A 21,242-nucleotide genomic window follows, 5' to 3' on the forward strand; every position below is an offset into this window, starting at 1 on the left:
GGCTTTGGTAATGGCTGTGGAAATGTCGGATTACGCTCCGCTAATCCGACCTACAGCCAGTAGTTCAAGAAACGCGCCGCCCACTCCTTCATGCGGTCGGAGAGTGGCCGCGTTTCCCATTTCGCCTTGGTGATTTCTTCCGAGTCGCGCAAGTCTTCCTGGAAGGCGTTTTCCATTTCACGGCCGAAACTGTCACCGAGGACGATTACGTTCAGTTCGCTGTTGTGCAGGAAGCTGCGCATGTCGATGTTGGTCGAGCCCACGGTCGACCAGGCGCCGTCGATGACGGCCGTCTTGGCGTGCAGCACGGCCAGTTTCAAATGAAAGATGCGGATGCCGCCGGCCAGCAGCTGGTCGTACAGCGCGTGTCCCGCATGGAATACGAGGCCGCTGTCGGACACGCCGGGCAGCACCACGGTGACATCCACGCCCCGCTTGGCGGCGGCCACCAGCGCGTCGACCGTCTGCTGGTCGGGCACGAAATAGGCGGACGTGATGTGGATCGATTTTTTTGCTTCCTGGATGGCCAGGATGTACGCCTTGTAGATCTCGAAGCCACCCTCCGGCTCGCTGGCCACCACGCGTACCAGCTTGTCGCCCACTTCCGGCAGGGTCGGGAAGTAATTGGCGTCAGGCAAGTCGGCCTGGTCTTGCTGGGCCCAGGTGCGGATGAACAGCCACTGGAAGGCGGCCACGGCAGGGCCTTCCACTTTTACGTGGGTATCGCGCCAGCCCACGTCCTTCTTGTCCGTGGGTTTCGATTTCGAGCGGAACAGCGAGCTTTTCGCATAGGTATCGCTGATATTGATGCCGCCCGTAAACGCCATCTTGCCGTCGACGATCAGCACCTTGCGGTGGTCGCGGTTGTTGATTTTCCAATCGTCGCCCTTGAGCTTGGCGGGATTGACGGGGTTGAACGCCACCAGGTGGATGCCGGCCGCGCGCATGCGGTCGAAGAACGCCTGCGGCACGCCAATGGTGCCCACGCTGTCGTAGATGACGTTGACCGTCACGCCCGCCTGCTGCTTTTCGATGAGCATGTCGGCAAATTTCAGGCCCAGCGGATCCTGGTCGAAGATATACGTTTCCAGGTTGATGCTGGTCTTCGCTTCGCTGATGGCCTGGAACATGGCGGCCATGGTTTGCGGGCCGTCAAACAGCAGGGTCACCTTGTTGCCCTTGATCAAAGGCACGCCCGTGGCCGCCTCTTCCAGCGCGGCCTGGGTCTTCAAGTCCATGTCGGACTTGGCCCAGCGCTTGTTGAGCAGGGCGGCGCGGCTGTTGACGTTGAGCACGGCGCCCTTGCCCGTGATCACTTTGGGCTTGGCAACCGGCTCCAGGGTGGTATTGAGATTCTTGACATTGGGCAGCGAGGCGCATGCAGCCAGGGTCCAGCACAGCAGTAGGGCGGTGAGACAGGGTTGCATGCGACTAGCGGTCATTTTTGAGCCTTGTTCGTCAGTGACAGGGTTGCCGACTCGTCAAGCAGTGCCAGGGGTGGCGGGTTTTTCGAGCCGAAGAAGAAGACGATGGGCGAGCGCAGGAAGCGCTTGCCCAGAATCTTCAATAATTGCATGCCGTGCTTGAAGCGCACCTGGCGTGAACGCAGGGCCACCCACAGGGCCAGGCCGAAGCTGACCAGCAGGTTGGCCGTGCCGATGGCGAAGATGCCCGACAGCGACTTGACGGCCAGTTGCCAGCTCATGTTGTGGTCGAGGCCCACGAGGGCTGTCGCAAAGTTGGCGGCAGAGAAGGTGATGTGGCGGATATCGATCGGCAAGCCGATCAAAAAGCCCAGGGTGCCGATGGAGCCCAGCAAGATACCAAAATAGAAGTTACCCATCAGCCCGCCCAGGTTGTTTTCCAGGTACAGGCCCAGTCGTTGCAAGCGTTCCTGGCCGATCACCCGGCCGAGGCCGCGCAATTGCGCGATGCGCTGCGCCCAGCGCGTGTACAGGGCCTGGTTGTCATAGTAGCCGGAAATCAGGCCGGCCACGAACAGGCACACGCCGGCGATCATGGCGTAGAAGATGGCGGGGCTACCGATGGGGTCGATATCGTGCAGCAAGTGCATGGCTTTTTCGGGCGTCACCAGATTGTGCCCCGTGATCGCCTTGTAGCCGAGCGCGATCAGCCAGGCCGTGGGAATGGCGGTTGCCAGGTTGCCCAGCACTGCCATGTTTTGCGTGCGGAAAACCTTGTTGATCAGTTCGGCCATGCTGTCGAGGTCGATGTTCCGGCCATCCTTGCTGTGCAGGCCTGCGGCGATGCGCGAGGCCGTCATGGCCGGCTGCTTGGTGGCCACCGTGAAGTGCAGCAGGTGGATGAACATGAAGCCGATCGAGTAATTCATGCTGAACATGAACGCTTCGACCAGCGGCGCCGAGCGCAGGTAGGACATCAATATCTTGAACAGCGCCATGAAACCGATGATCACGCCCGCGCCCGCGGACGAGAGGAACATGGCGCCCATTTCGCGGCGGTTTTCCGCGATGTAGTGTTCGCCCGTACGGCTGGCGTTTTCCGTCACATTGCGCGCCAGCAAGTTGATATTGTCGGAAAACAGGTCGCTGACCTTGTACTTGTGGTTATGCGCGCGTATCAGTTCCAGCGCCAATCCGACGGCGCCCGCGCGGCGGCGGCTGACGGGCTGCGGGTGCAGCAAGTCTTGCGTGGCGTCGACCGTGATGGCGGCGATGTCTACGTTGTTCGATGCGGGCAGTTCGCCGCTCGTGTCGACGAGGAACAGCAGCTTGCGCAGGCGTTCGATGCTTTGCGCCAGCGCCACCAATAAATACGTGAGAGGAATGCTGGTGCCCTGGTACAGCGCTTTCTTGCGGATCTTGGCGATGACGGCGTCGCACTGGTCCAGCATCACCAGCAAATGGCGCGCGTCTTCGATGTGTTCGATATCGCCTTGCAGCAGGCTCGTGTAGGCGTCCAGGTAGGCGTTTACTTCCGTGTTCTGCACCATGAACGGCGACTGGAACACTTCGATTTCATTGTGGAAACGCGTCAATTCCGGTTCCAGACCCATGGCGCAGACGCGGTAGGACAGGGTGCGGATGGCGTCGAGCATGCCTGGTAGCATGATGTTGCCATCGCCGACGGCCAGTTCGATCTCGTCGCTGGTCAGCACGTCGAACAGTTCCAGCCAGTCCGTGGCGGGCACGTTGCTGATCCATAAATAATCGGTCTTCAGGTACAGCACCTGATCGAGCGCGTCGTTCAGGTATTCGTCGCCCAAGGCGGGCGGCAGCATGCGGTAGGCGATGCGGCGTTTCAATTCCGTGAAAAAACCGCTGTTCGACAGCACGCCGATATCGGTGTAAAGGCTGGCGTGGCGGCGCGCGGCCAGCACGCGCAGCACGTATTCGTGCAGGGCGCGCGCTTGGGCGGGGTTACCTTTGAGAAGCTGGCGCAGGGTGCGCACGTTGGCAATCGCGGTAGCGCTGTCGTGGGAGCGCTTGGGACGCAGTGAGTTGAATAATTCCACCAGCAAGTCGATATTGCTGGAGTTGGGGTCAATGCGTTCGAGGATAGCTAGCATGCAGAAAAAACGGGCGAGCCGCTGTCGGTAAAACCAGTAGTGTACCGCCTGCGTCAGATCGCGCAACGTTCGCCACCGAACATTGCTTTACGGCAGGGCCTGCAATTACCGCCATTTTGCCGCAAATTGCCACAATCATGGTCAATCTTGCGTGTTGTCAGTGTACGACGCATTTCCCGGGACTAAGCTGAAGTTTCTGTTGTACAACGCACGGATGGCTGGACAAAAAGCGGGGATAAGGTAACACTGAGATCAGACACACAGCGCATGTCCTGATCAATACCGGGAAGTTTCAATTCACGTTACCGAGATATTTATCATGAAGACCTCGTATTTTGCGCTTGCTGTGATAGGGATGGGGCCTTTCGCGCTGGGCGCGACGGCCCAGGCTGCCGATGGCGCAGGCAGTGCCGCATCCAGTAACGTTGCCGTGTACGGCGTGCTCGACGCGGGCCTCGTGGCCGAACGGGGCTGCGCGGCCAATTGCGCCGGCGCCAAGGTGTCCGGCGGCGTCGCGTCCGGTTCGCGCCTGGGCGTGCAGGGCCGCGAAGCGCTGGGCAATGACGTGTCGGCCGTATTCACCCTGGAAGCGGGCATCCAGAACGACACGGGCCAGTCGGAAGAGGGCCGCTTGTTCGGCCGCCAGGCCTACGTGGGCCTCGACAGCCGCCTGGGCGCGCTGACCCTGGGGCGCCAGTACAACCTGCAATACCTGACCCTGACCGACGTGGCCGACCCGTTCAAGGGCGGTATGGCCGGCAGCGCCAGCAACCTGGCCGGCTACAGCGTGAAACGCTACGACAATACCGTCAAATACGTGACACCGGCCTTGCGCGGCGTGACCGCCAGCGCCATCTACAGCTTTGGCGAGTCGCCGTACAGCAGCGCCAACAACCGCGCGTATGGCGCCACCCTCGGCTATTCATCCGGCGCCGTGAATGTCAGCGTGTCGCACCAGCGCAAGAACAACTTCATCCTCGCCTCTGGCACCTTGCCCGCCATCGACATGTCGGCCCGCAACACCCTGATCGCGGCGAACATCGACCTGAAAGTGGCCACCGCCTTTGCCGCCGTGGGCGTGAACAAGGGCTATGGCAGTTCCCCGTGGGACCCGAACAATGCCTACAGCTCACTGGCCCTGTCGATGTCGTCGTCGGACAGCCGCGACACCTTGCTGGGCGTGTCCGTGCCCGTGGGCGGCTTCAAGCTGCTGGCCTCGTACGTGCGCAAGGACGACCGCGACCTGGCCGACCGCGACGCCAAGCAGGTTGCCGTCGGCCTCACGTATTCCCTGTCAAAGCGCAGCGATTTCTACGCGTCCTACGCGAAGATCCACAACAAGAATGGCGCCCGCTACACGGTGGGCAATGCCAGCGACGCGGGCCGTGGCGACGCCGCGTTCAACATGGGCTTCCGTCACGGCTTCTGAGCCGCCGCGGCGGAGGGCGCAGGGCAGCTTGCCCCCAGCCACTTGCCGTTGCTCGTTACATTCACCTGTTCCGGCGCGCCGCGCGCGCTGGTTGTCACGGCCAGCTGCATGGAAAATGCCTGGTCGCCGCTGAATATCACCTTGCCTTCGCCGCTCGATTTCGGGTTCGCGCACGTAAACGACACCTGCATGCCGCCTGCGATGTCGGTGTTCCTGGACTTGCAATCGCCGGGCTGGCCCGTGGGAATCTGCTTGCGCGCGGCCATTTCCGGCGTCACGCACGCCGTCACGCGCACGGCGCCGTTGGCGTCCACGGTGGGCATGGCCATGCCGCGGCTGGCCGCCATGCTTTCCAGCTGCTTGCGTTGATCGGGAGGAAGGTTGCCCAGCTGCTGCAGCACCATGGACATGGCGTTGTCGGTGGCGGCATCCGGCGACGCCATTTTGCTGTCGACTTGCCACAGGCCCGGCTTGATGGTGGGGGACGACGAGGCGGCCTGGGCGCTGGCTTGGCTGCCCAAGGCGGCGCAAGCCAGTAAACTGAGGCGTAGCAAAGAATGTTTCATGTTGGCGTCTCCAGAAAAGGCAGACCCCAGCATACGGCATGGCAAGCGGGGCACGCTTGCCATTGTGTTACAAACTGTGATCGGGCTCGATGCGGCGCACGTCCACGCAGGCGATGCGGCGCTCGTCCGCCTCGACGATTTCATAGCGCAAATCGTCGAGCTCCAGCACTTCGCCCACGGCCGGCATGTTTTCGAAATGCGCCAGCAGGAAGCCGGCCAGCGAGTTGTACTCGCCGTCTTCGCTGACCAGGGTTTCCGTTTCAAACACTTGCTCCAGGTAATGCAGGTCCGTCGCGCCGTCGATGCGCCAGTGGCCGGGGCCCAGCACTTCCACGTCGGGCTGCTCGTCCTCGTCGGGGAATTCGCCGGCGATGGCTTCCAGGATGTCGATGGGCGTGAGCACGCCTTGCACGGTGCCGAACTCGTCGACCACCAGCACCAGCTGGCCGCGCGAGCGCTTCAGCGTTTCCATGGCTTTCAGCACGCCGGCCGCTTCCGGCACGACGACGGCTTCGCGCATGCTGGCCGGGTCGATCTTGCCGTGCGATACCAGATCCTCGATCAGGTCCTTGCTGCGCGCAATGCCGACCACATTGTCGAGGTCGTCATTGCAGACGGGAATCATGCTGTGCGGCGTTTCACGCAGCAGTTGCAGCATCTTGTCGCTGCTGTCGTTCAGGTTGACCCACGACACGTCGCCGCGCGGCGTCATCACGGAGCGGATCGAGCGTTCGGCCAGGGTCAGCACGCCGCTGACCATGTTGCGCTCTTCCACGCCGAAGGCGGAGACGTCGGGCAATTCCTTGACTTCGTGTTCTTCCACGGTTTCGCGGCCCTTGCGCCCGCCCAGCAGGCTCAGGACGGCTTGCGCCGTGCGGTCGCGCAGCGGGGCGTTCGATTGCAGCTTGAGGAAGTTGCGGCGCGCCAGCTGGTTGAAGAACTCGATGACGATGGAGAAACCGATGGCGGCGTACAGATAGCCTTTCGGAATGTGGAAGCCCAGGCCTTCAGCCACCAGGGACAGGCCGATCATCAGCAAAAAGCTCAGGCACAGCACGACAACGGTGGGGTGGGCGTTGACGAAGCGCGTCAGCACCTTCGAGGCCAGCATCATGACGACGATGGAAATGACGACAGCCGCCATCATCACGTACAGGTTTTCCACCATGCCGACGGCCGTGATGACGGCGTCGAGCGAAAAGACGGCGTCGAGCACGACGATCTGCGCTACCACGAGGCCAAAGCCGGCGTAGACTTTCGGGCCAGTCTGGGCGTGTGTGACGCCTTCGAGACGCTCGTGCAGCTCGCTGGTGGCCTTGAACAGCAGGAACAGGCCGCCGACGAGCAGGATCAGGTCGCGCCCCGAAAACGAGAATGTCAGTATGGAAAACAATGGCGTCGTCAGGGTGACCAGCCAGGAAATCAGCGAGAGCAGGCCCAGGCGCATGACGAGGGCCAGGGTCAGGCCCAGCACGCGTGCCTTGTCGCGCTGGTGCGGCGGCAGCTTTTCGGCCAGGATGGCGATGAAGATCAGGTTGTCGATACCCAGTACGATTTCCAGTACGACCAGCGTCAGCAGGCCGACCCAGATTGTCGGGTCAAATAACCATTCCATGTGTGTAACCTTGTAAAGTCAGTAAGTATCAAGCTTGCCTGGCGGCTAGTGCCCCGGGCGTGATGGGTGCTGCTGTGTTCGTCTCAGTGGCGGACGCGCGGCGGCCGGGTGGCCAGCCGCACGTCCGCTTCGGAAAGTGCGCCCGGTCCCGCTTGCCAAATGATGGCGTAAAACGGCACGGCCTGGCGCGAGGTCGGGTACAGCGTGATGGGGTCGTTGTCGCATTCGTCGGCGGCGCAGCTGTCGCCGGGCAATCCGGCATGGGCGCTGGGGTCAATGCAATCTGCGGCAGGCGTGGCGGTAACGCCGGCCACATCAAGGTGCTGGAATGGGGAAGGGCTGGCGTAGGCCATGCTGGCGAACGCCTGGGGTAACGCGATGAAAACAAAAAGGCAGAGCAGGACGAGAGCTCGTCTCATATACAGGCAGATAGTTCTGGAACCGTGGAGTATAGCACGCGCACATAACAGCTTGATGACAGGGGCTTGCGTAACTGACAAGCATGACGTAAATTATGAAATAGCAATAATTTCACGTGGCGGCGAAGACGCAGCGCAAGCTCCGTGATCATTCTTGCACTCAGTATGTATTCCATGGCGCTTGCCGTTGCGCCTTGCCTAATCACGTAGTGTTACCAGGACTCTGACTTGAAACCAATTACCGCCCTCCTGCTTGCCGCCGGCATCCTGTCGCCGTCGTTCATCCTGGCCGCCACCCCGGTGGAAGCCGCGCCGCCCCAGAAAACCGGCAAGGCTGCGCCGAACCGCGCCGCCGCTGTCAAGGTCACGTCCGTCGAAGGCATTACCGAATACCGGCTGGCCAATGGCTTGCGCGTGCTGCTGTTCCCGGACGCCAGCAAGCCGACCCTGACCACCAACATCGTCTACCTGGTCGGTTCGCGCCATGAAAACTATGGCGAAACGGGCATGGCCCACTTGCTCGAGCACTTGCTGTTCAAGCCCAGCGCCAACTTCGGCATCAAGAAGGGCACGAAAACCCCGGTCGAGATCCTGAACTCGACGGGCGCGCAGTTCAATGGCACCACCTGGTATGACCGCACCAACTACTACGCCACCTTCCCCGCCAACGACGACAACCTGCGCCAGATGCTGGCCATGGAAGCGGACCGCATGGTCAACGCGGCCATCGACCAGAACGACCTGTGGAATCCAAAGACGCAGAAGGGCGAAATGACCGTCGTGCGCAACGAGTTCGAGATGGGCGAGAGCGATCCCATCGGCGTGACGAGCGAGCGCATCCAGGCCATCGCCTACGACTGGCACAACTACGGCAAGTCGACCATCGGCGCCCGTTCCGACATCGAGCAGGTGAACATTCCCCGCCTGCGCGCGTTCTATCATAAATATTATCAGCCGGATAACGCCGTGCTGATGGTGGCGGGCCGCTTCGATGAAGCCAAGGTCTTGAAGCAGATCAATGAGCTGTTCGGCAAGATCCCGAAACCGACGCGCGTGATCGAGCCGACCTACACGGCTGAACCCGTGCAGGATGGCGAGCGCGCCGTGACGGTGCGCCGCAGCGGCGGCACGCAGTTCGTCGGCGCCGGCTACCACGTGGCGCCGTCCGGCAACCCTGACGCCGTCGCCATCGAGGTGCTGGGCCACGTGCTGACGGACGCGCCCGCCGGCCGTTTGCACAAGGCGCTGGTGGAAACCAAGCTGGCCAGCAAGATCGAATACAACGCGGTAAGCAATTTGGAACCGGGCTATAACCTGTTCGGCGCGCTGGTGCCCGTCGATGGCAACCTCGACGCGGCGCAAGCGGCCATGCTGAAAGTGCTGGAAGAATTGAAATCGCAACCGGTCACGGACGCGGAAGTGGCGCGCGTGAAACAGCAGCTGAACAAACAGGTCGAACTGATCACGTCGAACACGTCGCGCATGACGATCGCCCTGACGGAATCGCTGGCGGCCGGCGACTGGCGCTTGTTCTTCCTGCAGCGCGACCAGCTCGACAAGCTGACGACGGCGCAGGTGCAGGCGGCGGCCGAGAAATACCTGAAGAGCTCGAACCGCACCTTGGGCCGCTTCATTCCCACCGATGCACCGGACCGCACCGTCGTGCCGGCCTACGCCGACGTGGCGCCGCAACTGGCCGGCTACACGGGCCGTGCCGTCGTGGCGCAGGGCGAAGCATTCGATCCGAGCCCCGACAATATCGAAGCGCGCACCAAGCGCTTCACCTTGCCCAACGGCTTGAAGGGGGCCTTGCTGCCGAAGAAAACCAAGGGCAATACTGTCAGCGTCGTGTTGAAATTGCAGATCGGCAGCGAAGAGAGCTTGCGCGGCAAGGCGCAAGTGGGCAGCTACACGGCCAATCTGTTGTCGCGCGGTACGGATAAGCTGTCGCGCCAGGAAGTGAAGGACAAGTTCGACCAGCTGGGCACGCAAGTGGCCATCACGGGCGGCGCCGAGGGCGTCACCGCAATGCTGACGGGCAAGCGCGAGAACTTGCCTGCCGCCATGGACTTGCTGGCGCAAGTGCTGCAAAAGCCGGCCTTGAACGAAACGGAATTCCTGGAGTTGCAGCGCGAGCGCGTTGGCCGCGCGGAGCAGGAATTGCCTGAGCCCCAGCCGCTGGCCGTGAACGCCTTCCGCCGCCTGCTCGACGCGACGCCGGAAGGCCATGTGCGCCACGTGGCCACCTTGCCAGCCGAACTGGCGCAATGGAAAGCCATCAAGGTTACCGATGTGAAAGCCTTCCATGGCGCTTACTATGGCGCGTCGAACGCCACCTTTGCCGCCGTGGGCGACTTCGACCCGGCCGCGCTGAAGGCGCAAGTGGCCAGCCTGTATGGCGGCTGGAAGGCGCAGCAGCCGTACGTGCGCATTCTCGATGCCGTCAAGCCTGTCAGCGGCGAGAAAGTCACACTGGAAACGCCGGACAAGGCCAACAGCGTGCTGTTCGCCATCCAGCCGATTCCCCTCAAGGATGACGCCGCCAGCTATCCGGCCTTGCTGATCGCCAACCACATGCTCGGTGGCGGCGCCTTGCGCAGCCGCCTGGCCGACCGCATCCGCCAGAAGGAAGGCCTGTCGTACGGCGTCGGTTCGCAAGTGAGTATCCCGTCGCGCGAGCCGGCGGGCTACTGGATGGCCTACGCCATCAGCGCGCCGCAAAACACGGTCAAGGTGGAAGCTGCCCTGCGCGAGGAAATCGCCAAGGTGCTGGCCGATGGCTTCACGGAAGCCGAACTGGCCGAAGCGAAGAAAGGCTGGCTGCAATCGGAAGAAGTGGGCCGCACGCAAGACGCGGGCCTGGCGCGCGAACTGGCCGGCTACCTGGCACAGGACCGCACCATGGCGTACGACAAGGACCTGGAAACGAAAGTGGCTGCCTTGACCCTGGCGCAAGTGAACCAGGGCCTGCGCGAATACCTGAAGCCAACGGCCGTCTCGGTGGTGGTGGCAGGCGACTTTGCCAAGGTGGCGAAAGAGGGCGAAAGCGGCGCCAAGGCAACGACGTCGAAATAAGCTGTTTCAACTAAAAAAACCCGCCGGCAAGTTACCTTGCCGGCGGGTTTTTTTATTGATGCGTGTCAGCTTAGCGCGGAGCTAATTCCGCGACGTAAATCTCCACGCGGCGGTTGCGTGCGCGTCCCGATGCATCCGCATTCGAGGCGATCGGCTCGCGGGCGCCGCGGCCTTCCGTGACGACGCGGGTCGGCGAGACGCCGCGCATGGACAGGTAGTCGCGCGTGTGGGCCGCGCGTTCCACCGACAGCGGCTCATTGATGGAATCGCTGCCCGTGCTGTCCGTATGGCCGATGATGCTGACCGTGGTGTTTGGATTTTCATTCAGGGTGGCGGCAAAGCGGTCGAGGATGGGGCGGAAGTTGCCCTTGATGTCGGCGCGGTTGGTGTCGAAGGAAATGTCGCTCGGGATTTCCATTTTCAGGCGGTTATCGGCCGTTTGCGAGACTTGCACACCAGTACCCTGTGTGGCTTGTTCCATCGCGCGCTTCTGGTTTTCCATGCGGTTCGACCAGATATTGCCGACCACGGCGCCAGCTGCCGCACCCAGCAGGGCGCCGCCAGCCGTGCGGCCGCTGCTGCCGCCACCGGTGGTGCCGCCGATCAAGGCGCCCAGGCCCGCGCCGATGCCGGCGCCCGTGGCCGTGCCACGCTGCGTCGAGGACATGTCCGCGCAGCCGCTGGCGGCCAGTGCGATCACCAGCATGCCGATCAGGGATTTGGCGCCAGGACCTTTTTTGAATGTTTCTTTCATGGATTTTCTCCTTGTTTTGTTATTGGGACATACCCAGGAATTACCTGCACACGTTACTGCAAAATGCCGCGACGTGCCAGTGCGCGCGCACTGCATGCAAAAGGCGGCAAAAGGGCGGCGCCCGTTTGCACGCGCGCCGCCCCTGTCTGGCCAGTCAATTGGCCTCTATAAACCGCGCCCGCTGATCAAACGCAGCAGCACCATGATCACGGCGACCACCAGCAGAATATGAATGAAGCCGCCAATGGTATAGGAAGTTACCAGGCCCAGCAGCCAAAGAATAATGAGTACGACGGCGATTGTATACAGCATGATGTGTCCTCCGAGAGTAATGTGTGGATGACGGCGGCTGCCTTGGCCTTGCGCTGTCATCGGTTTTTGTCATTGCGCGGCGACTGGGTCGCTGAACGCTGATGCCATGACTTATTGTCTACTTTGTTTCTGAAATTTTCTGTACGGTGCCGTACACAAGCCTTATTTACCTACCTTCTTTACCCAACTTGTTTTTATTTCGCCAAATTCCGCTCGCGCAGCGGCGGCCGTTCCTGTTCGCCATCCATGCCCGGTATCCAGGCCAGCATGCCGGCCATGCCGACGGCGCCAGCCAAGCAGCTGACCATGCCGCCCGTCAGCAGCAGCATGACGCCAAACACGGGCGCGGGCGCCAGGTCCAGCGCGCAGAAGCCCAGCGCGGTGGCCAATATGCCGCCGCCGATAAAGCCGAGCCAGATCCGGTGACTGCCTGTCTTGTCGTTTTCCATCGCATCTCCTTGAAGACATCCGTTGAACTTTCTTGAATGCATCATCTCGCGGGACGGCAAGCTCATCTGTACGCCAACGAACATTGTTAAAAAGAAAACGCCCGGACAGGCCGGGCGTGTGTTGAATTTGCTACTAATCGCGGCAGCGGCGCCGCCGCGGTTTGCTTAGCCCATGGCGCGCAAGCCGCCGTTGACGACGCGCACGCGGTCGCCCTGGCGCCAGTTCGGCGCGGCGCTCTGGTGCACGGTGCGCGTCTTGCCGTTATCGAGGCGCACGACGATGTTGTAGCTGCGCGTGGCGCGCACGCTGCCTTCGATCTGGTTGCCGGCCACGGCGCCGCCGACGGCGCCCAGCACGGTGGCCAGCTGCTTGCCGTGGCCGCCGCCTACCTGGTTGCCCAGCAAGCCGCCGACGACGGCGCCGCCGGCCGCGCCCACGCCGCTGCCTTCAGCGCGCGTATTGACTTCATGGATGGCTTCGATCACGCCGCAATTGCCGCACACTTGCGGCGCCGGGGCTGCCGCGTACTGTTGCTGTGGCTGCTGTTGCGGCTGGCGCACGGGTTGTTGCTGTGGTTGCTGCTGCTGCTGCTGCTGCTGCTGCGGCAGGGCGGCCAGCGGCTGCGCGCCGGCAGGCTGCAAGTTCGCTGACGGCTGGTTCGCCTGCAGGTTGGCCATCTGCTCGGCCGACGTGCTGGCCGCCAGCGGCTGGCTATCGCCCTGGGACGAAGGCAGCCAGCCCATCAGGGCCGCCGTGCCCACGCCGCAAAACAGCAGGACGGCGACGGCGGCGGCAAGTACCAGCGGATGGAGGGATTTGGTGGTGGTAGTCATGGAGAGCTCCTTGGTTTTTTTAAAATAATGAAATGGGTAGTGCGTGTTATCCGTGCATGCAGCCAGTGTGCTGTACCGCTTGCCCCGCTTCCGTGCGTCACCGTACATACAGGGACGGTACTGCACCGTAGGCTAGGTAAAAATTATGTCGAGTTGTAACGACACCAAGGAAAAGCAATGCCACCAACGAACGCCAGCATGACCCTGTCCCGCGATACAGGCCGATCCGGCCTGGTGTCGCCCGTGGGCGCGCCTGACGCCGGCAACCGCTTGCTGGCCAGCCTGCCCGAGCACGATTTGCGGCACCTGACGGCGCTGTTCGATACCGTCACGGTCGAGGTAGGCGAGGTGCTGTACGAACCTGGCCAGCCGATCGGCCACATCTACTTTCCCGGCGACTGCCTGATCTCGCTGCTGGCCGTGGCGGAAGGCCGCATGACGCTGGAAGTGGGCTCCGTCGGCCGCGAAGGCGTCCTGGGCGCTTCCGTCGCGCTCGGCCATGACCTGGCGCAAGTGCGTGCCGTAGTGCAGCGTTCCGGTACGGCCAGCCGCATCGCGCGGGCCGATTTCTGCGCCGAGTTCGCCCAGCTCGAGTCCCTGCAGCGCTTGCTGTACCGCTACACGGACACCCTGCTGGCGCAAGCCATCCAGATTGCCGTGTGCAGCCGTTTCCACGTGCTCGAAGCGCGCCTGGCCCGTTCGCTGCTGATCACGCGCGACCGCCTGCAGTCCGAAAAATTTCACCTCACGCATGAATTCCTCGCCCATACCCTGGGCGTGCGGCGGGTCGGCGTGACCAAGGCGGCCAGCGCGCTGCAGCAGCAAAAACTCATCACTTACAGCCGCGGCAATATCGAAATCCTCGATTCGGCCGGCCTTGAAGCCGTTTCCTGCCGCTGCTATGAGCTGGTCAAGGACAGCGGCACCATCGGCATGGCCAACGTTTTCGTCTGATTTTCCTCGCTGGCTTTCATCCTGCTTGTTGTTAACCTTATGCAGCAGACGCAAAAAAGCGGGGCGGGCGCCTTGGCACCCACCCCGCTTTCTTGATCAACGATTACTTCGGCTTGACCTGGTTACCGATCACGCCGCCGACAGCGGCGCCGCCGACTGCGCCGACAGCGCTGCCGCCCGTCAGCACGGAACCGGCAACGGCGCCGACGCCAGCGCCGATGGCCGTATTTTTATCCTGGTTGGACATGTTGGCGCAAGCCGTCAGGCTCAACAGCAGGGCGGCAACGGAAGTGGTAGCGGCGATTTTTTTAATGATTTGCATGATAGTTCTCCTATGAATTCGGACCTCGTGGCGCCGGCATGGTATGGGCCGGATGACTTCGTGACGCCGTGTGTTTCAGGCACGTTCACAGGATAGGATTGCGACAAGGCAGGGTCTGTTCGGCAACGCACATAGGTGTGTAACAATTGTAAAGGCGCCCACGCCGCGTTCAGCGCACCTTGCGTACGGCTTTTCCCGGCTTGGGGGCCACCGGCTTGACGCGCGCCTGGGCCAGCAGTGCCGCGCATTCGCTATCCTCGACGGGGCCGGTATTGACCAGAGGCAGCAGCGCCGCCACGGGCGCCACCACGGCCAGCGCCAGGGCGCCGCCGGCGCGCAGGGCCAGCACGCCCTTGTCCACGCTCACGTCGGGCTTGCTGAAAGTGCCATGCACATACAGGGGCGAGCGCAGCGAAAAGACGCGCAAGCCCTTGCTGTCCGGCCGCAAGGTCAGGTCCAGCCGTTCATCGGCCAGGTTCACCGTGCCATCGATATTCAGGACGGCGTCATCCGTGTCGACGATGAACTGGCGTGTGCGCATCAGCCCCTTGGTGACGGCGAAATCGGCGGCCATGCAGTTCAGCTTGACCTGCTTGTCGCCAGACAGTTTGGCCAGCACGACACTGCCGATATTCAAGCCCATTTCTTCCAGCAACAGCTTGCTGATGCTGCCCCGGTTGATCAGCGCGCGCACTTCGCCATTCGAGCTGCCCAGCAGGGTGGCGACGGAATTGCCCGTGGCCGACAGCGAAGCGTCGCCATTGATTTCGCCCACGCTGGCCTGCAAGGCGGGCAGGCGGGGAAACAGCTGCTGGATGTGCAGATGGCGGGCGCTGGCCTTGAGTTCGGCGGCGATGCCGTTGGCGATGACCTTGCCACTACCGTCGAGCTTGATTTGCGACGTCAGGGTGCCGCCCGCCACGTTGAAGTTGAGCGGCGTCAATGACAGCACGCCGTCCGTCAGCACCACATGCGTGTCGAGCTTGCTGATCGGCAGCTCGGCGTCGCGCGTGATCTTGTCGGCCGTGTAGCGCACGTCGGCGTCCAGGCTGGTCCAGCGTTCCGTCTTGAACGTTTCCACCGGCAGCACGCGGCCGGCCGGCTGCGTCGACGCCACGCCCCGTTCCTTCTTGCTGGCGCTGGAATCGGCGCCCACCAGCGGACCCAGATCGGAAAACTGCAGCAGGCGCGAGTGGACTTCGCCCGTCAGGCGCTTGCGCGGCGTGCTGGCGGAAAAAGCCAGCTTGCCACTGATGTCGCTCGAACCTACCTTGCCGCTGAACTTGTCGTACACCCACTCGCCGCCGCGCGGCGCCAGGGTGCCCGTCAAATGGCCTTCCGTGCTGAAGTGCGGCGTTTCCGGCAGCAGCACCCCTGTCAATGGATACAGGCGCGCCATGCTGGGCCCGGATAGCTTCAGGCGCACGTCGAGCGCCGCCAGGTTGGCCGGGCGCGTCAATGTGCCTTCGATGGCCATGTTGTTGCCGCCCGCGCGCATGTCGGCCTGGATGGGGAAGGGCGTGCCTTGTTGCTGCAGCGACAGCACGCCGCCCGCCTTGCCCCCGCCCTTGACGGTTTCGCCATGGTATTTGCCCGACAGCGTCCAGGCGATGCCGTAGCGCGCATCGCCCGCGATGGTGTCGACATCGGCGCGCATGGCCGTTTTGGTGACGCCATCGTCCAGGGTCACGGTGCCCTTGCTGAAGACCACGCTCTGCAATTCCAGCTGCCACGGCGACGGTTGGTCCTGCTTGTCGAAGGTCCAGTTGTTCTTGCCATCCTTGTTGCGCAGCAAGCGCACTTGCGGCGTGTCGAAACGCAATTGCGGGATGATGATTTTCTTGTCCAGCAGGGCCAGCGGATTGAGCGAGAACGCCAGCTGGCTGACGCTGGCCAGCTGTGCTTCGTCATCCGTTCCTGCCATGGCGCTCGGGTTGCCCAGGCGCACGTCCTTGGCCTGCAAATGCGGCCACGGCAAATAGTCGCGCCAGCCTTGTTGCCCCCCAGCCGTTGGCTGCTGCCACGTCAGCGCCAGGTCGCCCTCGATGGCAAACGGCCGACCCAGCGCTTCGCTGGCGCGCGCATTGAGCCAGGGCTTGGCGCGGTTCCAGTCCATGTTCATGAGGATGATGGAAGCGGTGACGGGTACGGCGATCAACACGGCGGTGCTGGCGAGGGCGATTTTCTGGCGACGGGAGAGCGGCATAAGCAGGTTCTTTCTGGACAAGTAGTCATGATGCTACAGGAATCATCCTGAGGCCGGGGCCGTTTCAAGTTTTGCTGGCCGACATGTGCGCTAGCGCACGTTGCCCATGCAAGTATTGTCGATTTCCTACTCTATGTGCGGCACCGAACGGATATGCGGGGAGCCGGAGCCTATAACGTCTACATCAAACGCCGTTCCTGATTCCAGAGGCACCGACGTATGAACCCTAACGCTTAACATTCTCCAGGAGAAGAAAAATGACAAACCGAGATTTCAAAATGTCCCCATTGGCAGCCTTGGCCGCTTGCGCCACCGCCGTTGTCCTGATGACGGGCTGTTCCAGCCTGAAAACGCCAGCCACGGCTGACGTTGCCGTGTCGCGCGCCGCCGTCGATAACGCCGCCAGTGCCGGCGCCGCCGACCTGGCCCCCGATGAAATGCGTTCGGCCCGCGAAAAAATGCGCATGGCCAACCAAGCCCTGAAAGACCGCGATTACAAGACGGCGCGCGACCTGGCCGATCAGGCGCAAGCCGATGCCAAGCTGGCGCAAAGCAAGGCCAATTCGGCCAAGGCCACCAGCGCCGCCGATGAAATCAACGAGAACATCCGCGTCATGCGCGAAGAGCTCGACCGCGCCAATCAGCAAGCCCCAAAACAATAAGCAACAATAAGAACAGGATTCCATCATGAAAAAAGCTACCTACACCACCATTCCCGGCCTGCTGGCCATGGCCGCTTTGGTTGCCGCCTGCAGCTCCGCACCGACCACCACCAGCCTGCTCGACCAGACCCGCGGCGACTACATGGCGGCGCAATCGAACCCGATGGTGTCGACCTATGCGCCACGCGAATTCCGCGAAGCGAGCGCTGCGCTGGAAGCGGCAAACGCGGCCGCCACGCGCCAGGAAGATAGCGAAAAAGTCGACAAGCTGGCTTACCTGGCCAAGCAAAAGATAGCCACGGCGCAAGAAGTCGCCAAGCAGAAGGCCGCGGAAGCCGATATCGCCAACGCCGGCAAGCAGCGCGATCAATTGCGTCTCGATGCGCGCACGCAGCAGGCTGACCAGGCCACGGCCCGCGCCCAGTCGGCGCAAGCGGATGCGGAAGCGGCCAAGGCCCAGGCGCAAGCTGCAGAAGCGTCGGCCCGCGATGCGCAAGCCCGCGCTGCCGGACTCGAGGCGCAGCTGGCCGACCTGGCCGCCAAGAAAACCGAGCGCGGCATGGTCATTACCTTGGGCGACGTGCTGTTTGGCACGGACAAGGCGAACCTGACGGCCGATGGCGCGAATACGGCGCGCAAGCTGGCCGACGTACTGAAAAACAACCCGCAGCGCACCGTGCTGATCGAAGGCTTTACGGATAGCACGGGCGGTTCCGCGCATAACCTGGAATTGTCGCAACGCCGCGCCGAATCCGTGCGCAATGCGCTGCTCGAGCAAGGCATCAGCCGTGACCGCATCGCCACGAAAGGCTATGGCGCCGCCTATCCCGCCGCCGGCAACGATACGGCGGCAAACCGGCAGCTGAATCGCCGGGTGGAAATCGTGCTGTCGGAAGATAACACCGCGATTCCCGCCCGCCGTTAAACGCCTTGGGGCGTTGTAAGCCAAAGGCAGCACCGGCCGAACCTTGGCCGGTGGATACCCATGCAAGACTTGAAAGGAAACATCATGACACCAACATCTGTTGAGATTCCAGCTGGCATCGATACGGCGGCCATCCGTGCTGCCGCGAAAAATCTGGACGACGGCGCCGTGACGGCCGGTTACCAGGCTGACCGCGAGGAGTTAATTACCTTGTTGAATGGCGCGCTGGCCACCGAGCTGGTGTGTATCGCGCGCTATAAACGCCATTACTACACCGTGAGCGGACGCGACAATGGCAGCATCAAGGCCGAGTTCCTCGAGCATGCGCAGCAGGAGCAGGAGCACGCCGACTGGCTGGCCGAACGCATCGTGCAATTGAATGGCAAGCCAGATTTTAATCCTGCAACATTGCTTGCGCGTAGCCATGCCGAGTATGATGACTCCGAAGACGTGCAGAGCATGGTGCGTGCCAATCTGATCGCGGAACGGGTAGCGATCGAGTCGTATCGCCAGATGATCGTGAAAATCGGCGACAAAGACCCGACCACACGCCATTTGTTGATCAAAATCATGGCTGTTGAAGAAGAGCACGCCGATGATATGCGCGATCTAATGGAATAGTGTTTTTGAGTAAAGTAGGTATAGTAACTACATTCATCCACAGCTAAGGAGCTAAACCATGTTGGAAAACAATATCACCACCGTTAATAACGATGTCAAAACCCTCGTCAAGGATGCGCAAGCCCTGTTCAGCGCCGCTGCCGCCCTGACCGGCGAAAAAGCCGATGAAGTGCGCATCAAGGGCATGAAAACCCTGGATGCCGCCCTGGCCAAGGCGCATGAAGCGCAGGCATCGGCCATCGTTGCCACCAAGCAGATGGCTGCCCAGGCAGACGGCTATGTCAAGGAAAACCCATGGCGTACGGTGGCCGTCGCCGCTGGCGTCGGCGTGCTGGTTGGCTTCATCCTGGGCCGCAAGTAATCCACTGTCAGGAGCGATATGGACAAGTCTGCTTCGTCTCACCAGGGGCCGGGATTGATCGGCTCGGTCGCCGGCCTGGCCAAAAACGCCGTCGGACTGATGTTGTCGCGGCTGGAACTGGCCACCATCGAACTGTCGGAAGTGCGCAATCACATGCTGCAGCTGGTTGTCATTTTCGCGCTGGCGACGGTGGCGGGCTTGTTTGCCATCGCTTACGGCAGCGTGCTGATCGTTTTCCTGGCCTGGGATAGCCTGGGCTGGAAGATCCTGGCGATCATGACGGTCGTGTTCGTACTGCTGGCCATCGCGCTGGTCATGTATGCGCGCGCCATGCTGCGTCAAGGAAAGCTGTCCATGCCCGCCACCATGGCGGAATTGAAGGCCGACCGCGACATGCTGATGTAAGTGCCTTACGAGGAGAATTCATGTCGGAAAACGACAAACTGGCGGCGCAAGCCGCCCGCAAGCGCCTGCTGATCGCCCAGGGCGAAATGTACCGCGTGGGCATCGTGCATGCGCGCGCCAACGTGGGCTATGCATTGCGTCCCGAGTCCATGCTGCAGGGCGTGGTCGAGACGGCGGTCGGCTTTGCCGGCCACCGCGTCGAGTCCCTGCTGGCGCCGGGCGGCATGCGTTTGCAAGGCGCCATGCCGTATGTGCTGACGGCGCTATCGTTTATCGGACGCAAGAAGCTCGTCAAGCCGGCGCTGGTCCTCGTGGCCGTGGCCGCCGTAGCCGCCAGCTGGCTGCGCCGCAAGCGCTGAACGCCAGCGGTGTTGCACAGGAACGCCGTCATCGACGGCGTTTTTTTTTGCCCGCACCCAAGGTCCGGCGCGTACTGACGCAATCCCTTACAATGATTCACGCCGTATTTCGCGCGGCGGACAGAGGGGCCATCTTGATGACGAATTCAAAGACACCGATCAATCAGTTAAATCCCTCGCGCCTGCGCATCGTGCTGGTGCTGCAGGGCGGCGGCGCACTGGGAGCCTACCAGGCTGGCGTCTACCATGCGCTGCACGAACATGGCCTGGCGCCCGACTGGGTGGTGGGTACCTCGATCGGCGCCATCAATGCCGCCATTCTGGCTGGCAACAAGCACGAAGACCGGCTCGTGCGTTTGAAAGAGTTCTGGCAGCGCGTGGCGCACCGCGACAGCATCGACATGAACCTGGTATCGGACCAGCAGCGCCGCTCGAACATCTGGCTGGCCACGCTCGATACGGTGCTGCGCGGCGTGCCCGGCTTCTTCAAGCCGCGCACTTTCAGCCTGTTTCCCGCTGGAATCGCCGTCAAGCCGGAAGAGGCGAGTTTTTATGACACCAGCGAACTGGCCAGCACGCTCGATGAACTGGTCGATTTCGATTACCTCAACGAGCCCGGCGGCATGCGCCTGACGGTCAACGCCTTGCGCGTCAAATGCGGCAGCCTCACCAGTTTCGACAGCCAGCAGCAGCCCCTGACGGCCGATCACATCCGCGCCAGCGGCGCCTTGCCGCCCGGCTTTGCCGGCGTGCGCGTCGATGGCGATTTATATTGGGATGGCGGCCTGTACTCGAACACGCCGCTGGAAACCGTGCTCGACGACACGCCCCACGTCGACACTCTGGTCTTCATGGTGGACCTGTGGAGTTCGGAAGGGCCGGAACCGACCACCCTGGACGAAGTGCAGACGCGGCAAAAGGACGTCACCTTCGCGTCGCGCTCGAAGCGGCATATTGCCGATTATGTCAATACGCACACCTTGCAGCGCAAATTGCGCGAACTGTACGCCGGCCTGCCCGACACAAAGCACAACCGCCAGCAGACGCAAGAGCTGGTGGCGCTCGGCTGCGACAGCACCATGCACATCGTGCGCCTGCCGTATGCGGGGCGCGACTGGCACATGGCGGCCAAGGATATCAATTTCTCCAAGGGCTCGATCGAATGGCGCTGGGAGCAGGGCTACCAGGATGGCTTGCGCGCGATCAAGGCGGCCGGTTGGCTGGCCTTTGTCACGGAAGACACGCCGCTCGTGGTGCACGAATTGCCGCCTTACGAGCGCGACGCCGCTTAGTGACGCCTGTCAAAACCTGCTGCGCGTCGGTATAGGCGGCCTGCGATGCTCACCGGCTCGGCGCCCCCGTACAAAGTACGGTTGCGTTTCTTGGCGACCTCTCCCTTCCGCTCGCGACGGTTTTGCCAGGCG

21 protein-coding genes are annotated in these 21,242 nt (G+C 62.3%); 10 read left to right on the forward strand and 11 right to left on the reverse strand.

What is annotated here, in order from left to right; genetic code table 11:
- Window positions 1-50: 50 nt before the first annotated feature.
- Complete coding sequence (gene cls / locus GYK42_RS08240) at window positions 51-1,427, reverse strand: cardiolipin synthase (RefSeq protein WP_431190161.1); 1,377 nt, start codon at window positions 1,425-1,427, stop codon at window positions 51-53.
- An 11-nt stretch (window positions 1,428-1,438) separates the two neighbouring features.
- On the reverse strand, window positions 1,439-3,550 hold the full coding sequence (locus GYK42_RS08245) for a site-specific recombinase (protein WP_058048985.1): 2,112 nt from the start codon (window positions 3,548-3,550) through the stop codon (window positions 1,439-1,441).
- Between the two features lie 319 nt (window positions 3,551-3,869).
- Between GYK42_RS08245 and GYK42_RS08250 the strand changes: the two genes are divergently transcribed.
- Window positions 3,870-4,979 (forward strand): porin, encoded by a 1,110-nt coding sequence (locus GYK42_RS08250; RefSeq protein ID WP_166447096.1) that lies wholly within the window; start codon window positions 3,870-3,872, stop codon window positions 4,977-4,979.
- On the opposite strand, the gene GYK42_RS08255 is transcribed toward GYK42_RS08250, so the two are convergent.
- From GYK42_RS08255 to GYK42_RS08265, 3 genes are all read right to left on the reverse strand, one after another.
- Window positions 4,967-5,545 carry a DUF3617 domain-containing protein gene (locus tag GYK42_RS08255; RefSeq protein WP_166447097.1) on the reverse strand — a complete coding sequence of 193 codons (579 nt, stop codon included), beginning with the start codon at window positions 5,543-5,545 and terminating at the stop codon, window positions 4,967-4,969. The genes GYK42_RS08250 and GYK42_RS08255 overlap by 13 nt on opposite strands.
- A gap of 67 nt (window positions 5,546-5,612) precedes the next feature.
- Window positions 5,613-7,160 carry a TerC family protein gene (locus tag GYK42_RS08260; protein WP_046682418.1) on the reverse strand — a complete coding sequence of 516 codons (1,548 nt, stop codon included), beginning with the start codon at window positions 7,158-7,160 and terminating at the stop codon, window positions 5,613-5,615.
- Window positions 7,161-7,243: 83 nt separating this feature from the next.
- A complete protein-coding gene (locus tag GYK42_RS08265) occupies window positions 7,244-7,513 on the reverse strand; it encodes a hypothetical protein (RefSeq protein WP_166447098.1) in 270 nt (89 codons plus the stop codon).
- A gap of 294 nt (window positions 7,514-7,807) precedes the next feature.
- Between GYK42_RS08265 and GYK42_RS08270 the strand changes: the two genes are divergently transcribed.
- On the forward strand, window positions 7,808-10,654 hold the full coding sequence (locus GYK42_RS08270) for a M16 family metallopeptidase (RefSeq protein ID WP_166447099.1): 2,847 nt from the start codon (window positions 7,808-7,810) through the stop codon (window positions 10,652-10,654).
- A gap of 70 nt (window positions 10,655-10,724) precedes the next feature.
- Here the strand turns inward: GYK42_RS08270 and GYK42_RS08275 are convergent, their stop codons facing one another.
- From GYK42_RS08275 to GYK42_RS08290, 4 genes are all read right to left on the reverse strand, one after another.
- On the reverse strand, window positions 10,725-11,360 hold the full coding sequence (locus tag GYK42_RS08275) for an OmpA family protein (protein WP_166447203.1): 636 nt from the start codon (window positions 11,358-11,360) through the stop codon (window positions 10,725-10,727).
- 213 nt (window positions 11,361-11,573) lie between these two features.
- Complete coding sequence (locus GYK42_RS08280; protein WP_010396376.1) at window positions 11,574-11,720, reverse strand: lmo0937 family membrane protein; 147 nt, start codon at window positions 11,718-11,720, stop codon at window positions 11,574-11,576.
- 194 nt (window positions 11,721-11,914) lie between these two features.
- Entirely contained in the window at window positions 11,915-12,169 is a 255-nt protein-coding gene (locus tag GYK42_RS08285; RefSeq protein ID WP_166447100.1) for a hypothetical protein, read from the reverse strand.
- 165 nt (window positions 12,170-12,334) lie between these two features.
- Window positions 12,335-13,003 (reverse strand): glycine zipper 2TM domain-containing protein, encoded by a 669-nt coding sequence (locus GYK42_RS08290; protein ID WP_166447101.1) that lies wholly within the window; start codon window positions 13,001-13,003, stop codon window positions 12,335-12,337.
- 177 nt (window positions 13,004-13,180) lie between these two features.
- On the opposite strand from GYK42_RS08290, the gene GYK42_RS08295 reads away from it, so the two are divergent.
- Complete coding sequence (locus GYK42_RS08295) at window positions 13,181-13,957, forward strand: Crp/Fnr family transcriptional regulator (RefSeq protein ID WP_166447102.1); 777 nt, start codon at window positions 13,181-13,183, stop codon at window positions 13,955-13,957.
- A 103-nt stretch (window positions 13,958-14,060) separates the two neighbouring features.
- Here GYK42_RS08295 and GYK42_RS08300 read toward each other — a convergent pair whose 3' ends face one another.
- Both GYK42_RS08300 and GYK42_RS08305 read right to left on the reverse strand, forming a co-directional pair.
- On the reverse strand, window positions 14,061-14,279 hold the full coding sequence (locus GYK42_RS08300) for a glycine zipper 2TM domain-containing protein (protein ID WP_076570450.1): 219 nt from the start codon (window positions 14,277-14,279) through the stop codon (window positions 14,061-14,063).
- Between the two features lie 169 nt (window positions 14,280-14,448).
- The gene (locus GYK42_RS08305) at window positions 14,449-16,485 is read right to left on the reverse strand and encodes an AsmA family protein (RefSeq protein ID WP_166447103.1); all 2,037 of its coding nucleotides are present in this window, start codon (window positions 16,483-16,485) and stop codon (window positions 14,449-14,451) included.
- A gap of 278 nt (window positions 16,486-16,763) precedes the next feature.
- Between GYK42_RS08305 and GYK42_RS08310 the strand changes: the two genes are divergently transcribed.
- The 7 genes from GYK42_RS08310 (at window position 16,764) to GYK42_RS08340 (ending at window position 21,110) form a co-directional block, all read left to right on the forward strand.
- Complete coding sequence (locus GYK42_RS08310; RefSeq protein ID WP_034758948.1) at window positions 16,764-17,147, forward strand: DUF4398 domain-containing protein; 384 nt, start codon at window positions 16,764-16,766, stop codon at window positions 17,145-17,147.
- A 25-nt stretch (window positions 17,148-17,172) separates the two neighbouring features.
- Complete coding sequence (locus GYK42_RS08315) at window positions 17,173-18,072, forward strand: OmpA family protein (protein WP_046682425.1); 900 nt, start codon at window positions 17,173-17,175, stop codon at window positions 18,070-18,072.
- Between the two features lie 60 nt (window positions 18,073-18,132).
- Window positions 18,133-18,693, forward strand: a complete 561-nt coding sequence (locus tag GYK42_RS08320) for a ferritin-like domain-containing protein (RefSeq protein ID WP_373917172.1) — start codon at window positions 18,133-18,135, stop codon at window positions 18,691-18,693.
- A 58-nt stretch (window positions 18,694-18,751) separates the two neighbouring features.
- A complete protein-coding gene (locus GYK42_RS08325; protein WP_034758939.1) occupies window positions 18,752-19,054 on the forward strand; it encodes a DUF883 family protein in 303 nt (100 codons plus the stop codon).
- Between the two features lie 18 nt (window positions 19,055-19,072).
- Window positions 19,073-19,459 carry a phage holin family protein gene (locus tag GYK42_RS08330; protein WP_070224915.1) on the forward strand — a complete coding sequence of 129 codons (387 nt, stop codon included), beginning with the start codon at window positions 19,073-19,075 and terminating at the stop codon, window positions 19,457-19,459.
- A 20-nt stretch (window positions 19,460-19,479) separates the two neighbouring features.
- The gene (locus GYK42_RS08335) at window positions 19,480-19,818 is read left to right on the forward strand and encodes a hypothetical protein (protein ID WP_035826249.1); all 339 of its coding nucleotides are present in this window, start codon (window positions 19,480-19,482) and stop codon (window positions 19,816-19,818) included.
- A 137-nt stretch (window positions 19,819-19,955) separates the two neighbouring features.
- The gene (locus GYK42_RS08340) at window positions 19,956-21,110 is read left to right on the forward strand and encodes a patatin-like phospholipase family protein (protein ID WP_166447204.1); all 1,155 of its coding nucleotides are present in this window, start codon (window positions 19,956-19,958) and stop codon (window positions 21,108-21,110) included.
- Window positions 21,111-21,242 lie beyond the last annotated feature (132 nt).

The sequence above is a fragment of the Janthinobacterium lividum genome, from assembly GCF_011601275.1.
GTDB lineage: Bacteria > Pseudomonadota > Gammaproteobacteria > Burkholderiales > Burkholderiaceae_D > Janthinobacterium > Janthinobacterium lividum_E.

Bases quoted from the DNA above. Each gene is read 5' to 3' on its own strand.
- cls (WP_431190161.1), bottom strand. From the start codon at position 1,427: ATGCAACCCTGTCTCACCGCCCTACTGCTGTGCTGGACCCTGGCTGCA.
- GYK42_RS08245 (WP_058048985.1), bottom strand. From the start codon at position 3,550: ATGCTAGCTATCCTCGAACGCATTGACCCCAACTCCAGCAATATCGAC.
- GYK42_RS08250 (WP_166447096.1), top strand. From the start codon at position 3,870: ATGAAGACCTCGTATTTTGCGCTTGCTGTGATAGGGATGGGGCCTTTC.
- GYK42_RS08255 (WP_166447097.1), bottom strand. From the start codon at position 5,545: ATGAAACATTCTTTGCTACGCCTCAGTTTACTGGCTTGCGCCGCCTTG.
- GYK42_RS08260 (WP_046682418.1), bottom strand. From the start codon at position 7,160: ATGGAATGGTTATTTGACCCGACAATCTGGGTCGGCCTGCTGACGCTG.
- GYK42_RS08265 (WP_166447098.1), bottom strand. From the start codon at position 7,513: ATGGCCTACGCCAGCCCTTCCCCATTCCAGCACCTTGATGTGGCCGGC.
- GYK42_RS08275 (WP_166447203.1), bottom strand. From the start codon at position 11,360: ATGCTGGTGATCGCACTGGCCGCCAGCGGCTGCGCGGACATGTCCTCG.
- GYK42_RS08280 (WP_010396376.1), bottom strand. From the start codon at position 11,720: ATGCTGTATACAATCGCCGTCGTACTCATTATTCTTTGGCTGCTGGGC.
- GYK42_RS08285 (WP_166447100.1), bottom strand. From the start codon at position 12,169: ATGGAAAACGACAAGACAGGCAGTCACCGGATCTGGCTCGGCTTTATC.
- GYK42_RS08290 (WP_166447101.1), bottom strand. From the start codon at position 13,003: ATGACTACCACCACCAAATCCCTCCATCCGCTGGTACTTGCCGCCGCC.
- GYK42_RS08295 (WP_166447102.1), top strand. From the start codon at position 13,181: ATGCCACCAACGAACGCCAGCATGACCCTGTCCCGCGATACAGGCCGA.
- GYK42_RS08300 (WP_076570450.1), bottom strand. From the start codon at position 14,279: ATGCAAATCATTAAAAAAATCGCCGCTACCACTTCCGTTGCCGCCCTG.
- GYK42_RS08305 (WP_166447103.1), bottom strand. From the start codon at position 16,485: ATGCCGCTCTCCCGTCGCCAGAAAATCGCCCTCGCCAGCACCGCCGTG.
- GYK42_RS08310 (WP_034758948.1), top strand. From the start codon at position 16,764: ATGTCCCCATTGGCAGCCTTGGCCGCTTGCGCCACCGCCGTTGTCCTG.
- GYK42_RS08315 (WP_046682425.1), top strand. From the start codon at position 17,173: ATGAAAAAAGCTACCTACACCACCATTCCCGGCCTGCTGGCCATGGCC.
- GYK42_RS08320 (WP_373917172.1), top strand. From the start codon at position 18,133: ATGCAAGACTTGAAAGGAAACATCATGACACCAACATCTGTTGAGATT.
- GYK42_RS08325 (WP_034758939.1), top strand. From the start codon at position 18,752: ATGTTGGAAAACAATATCACCACCGTTAATAACGATGTCAAAACCCTC.
- GYK42_RS08330 (WP_070224915.1), top strand. From the start codon at position 19,073: ATGGACAAGTCTGCTTCGTCTCACCAGGGGCCGGGATTGATCGGCTCG.
- GYK42_RS08335 (WP_035826249.1), top strand. From the start codon at position 19,480: ATGTCGGAAAACGACAAACTGGCGGCGCAAGCCGCCCGCAAGCGCCTG.
- GYK42_RS08340 (WP_166447204.1), top strand. From the start codon at position 19,956: ATGACGAATTCAAAGACACCGATCAATCAGTTAAATCCCTCGCGCCTG.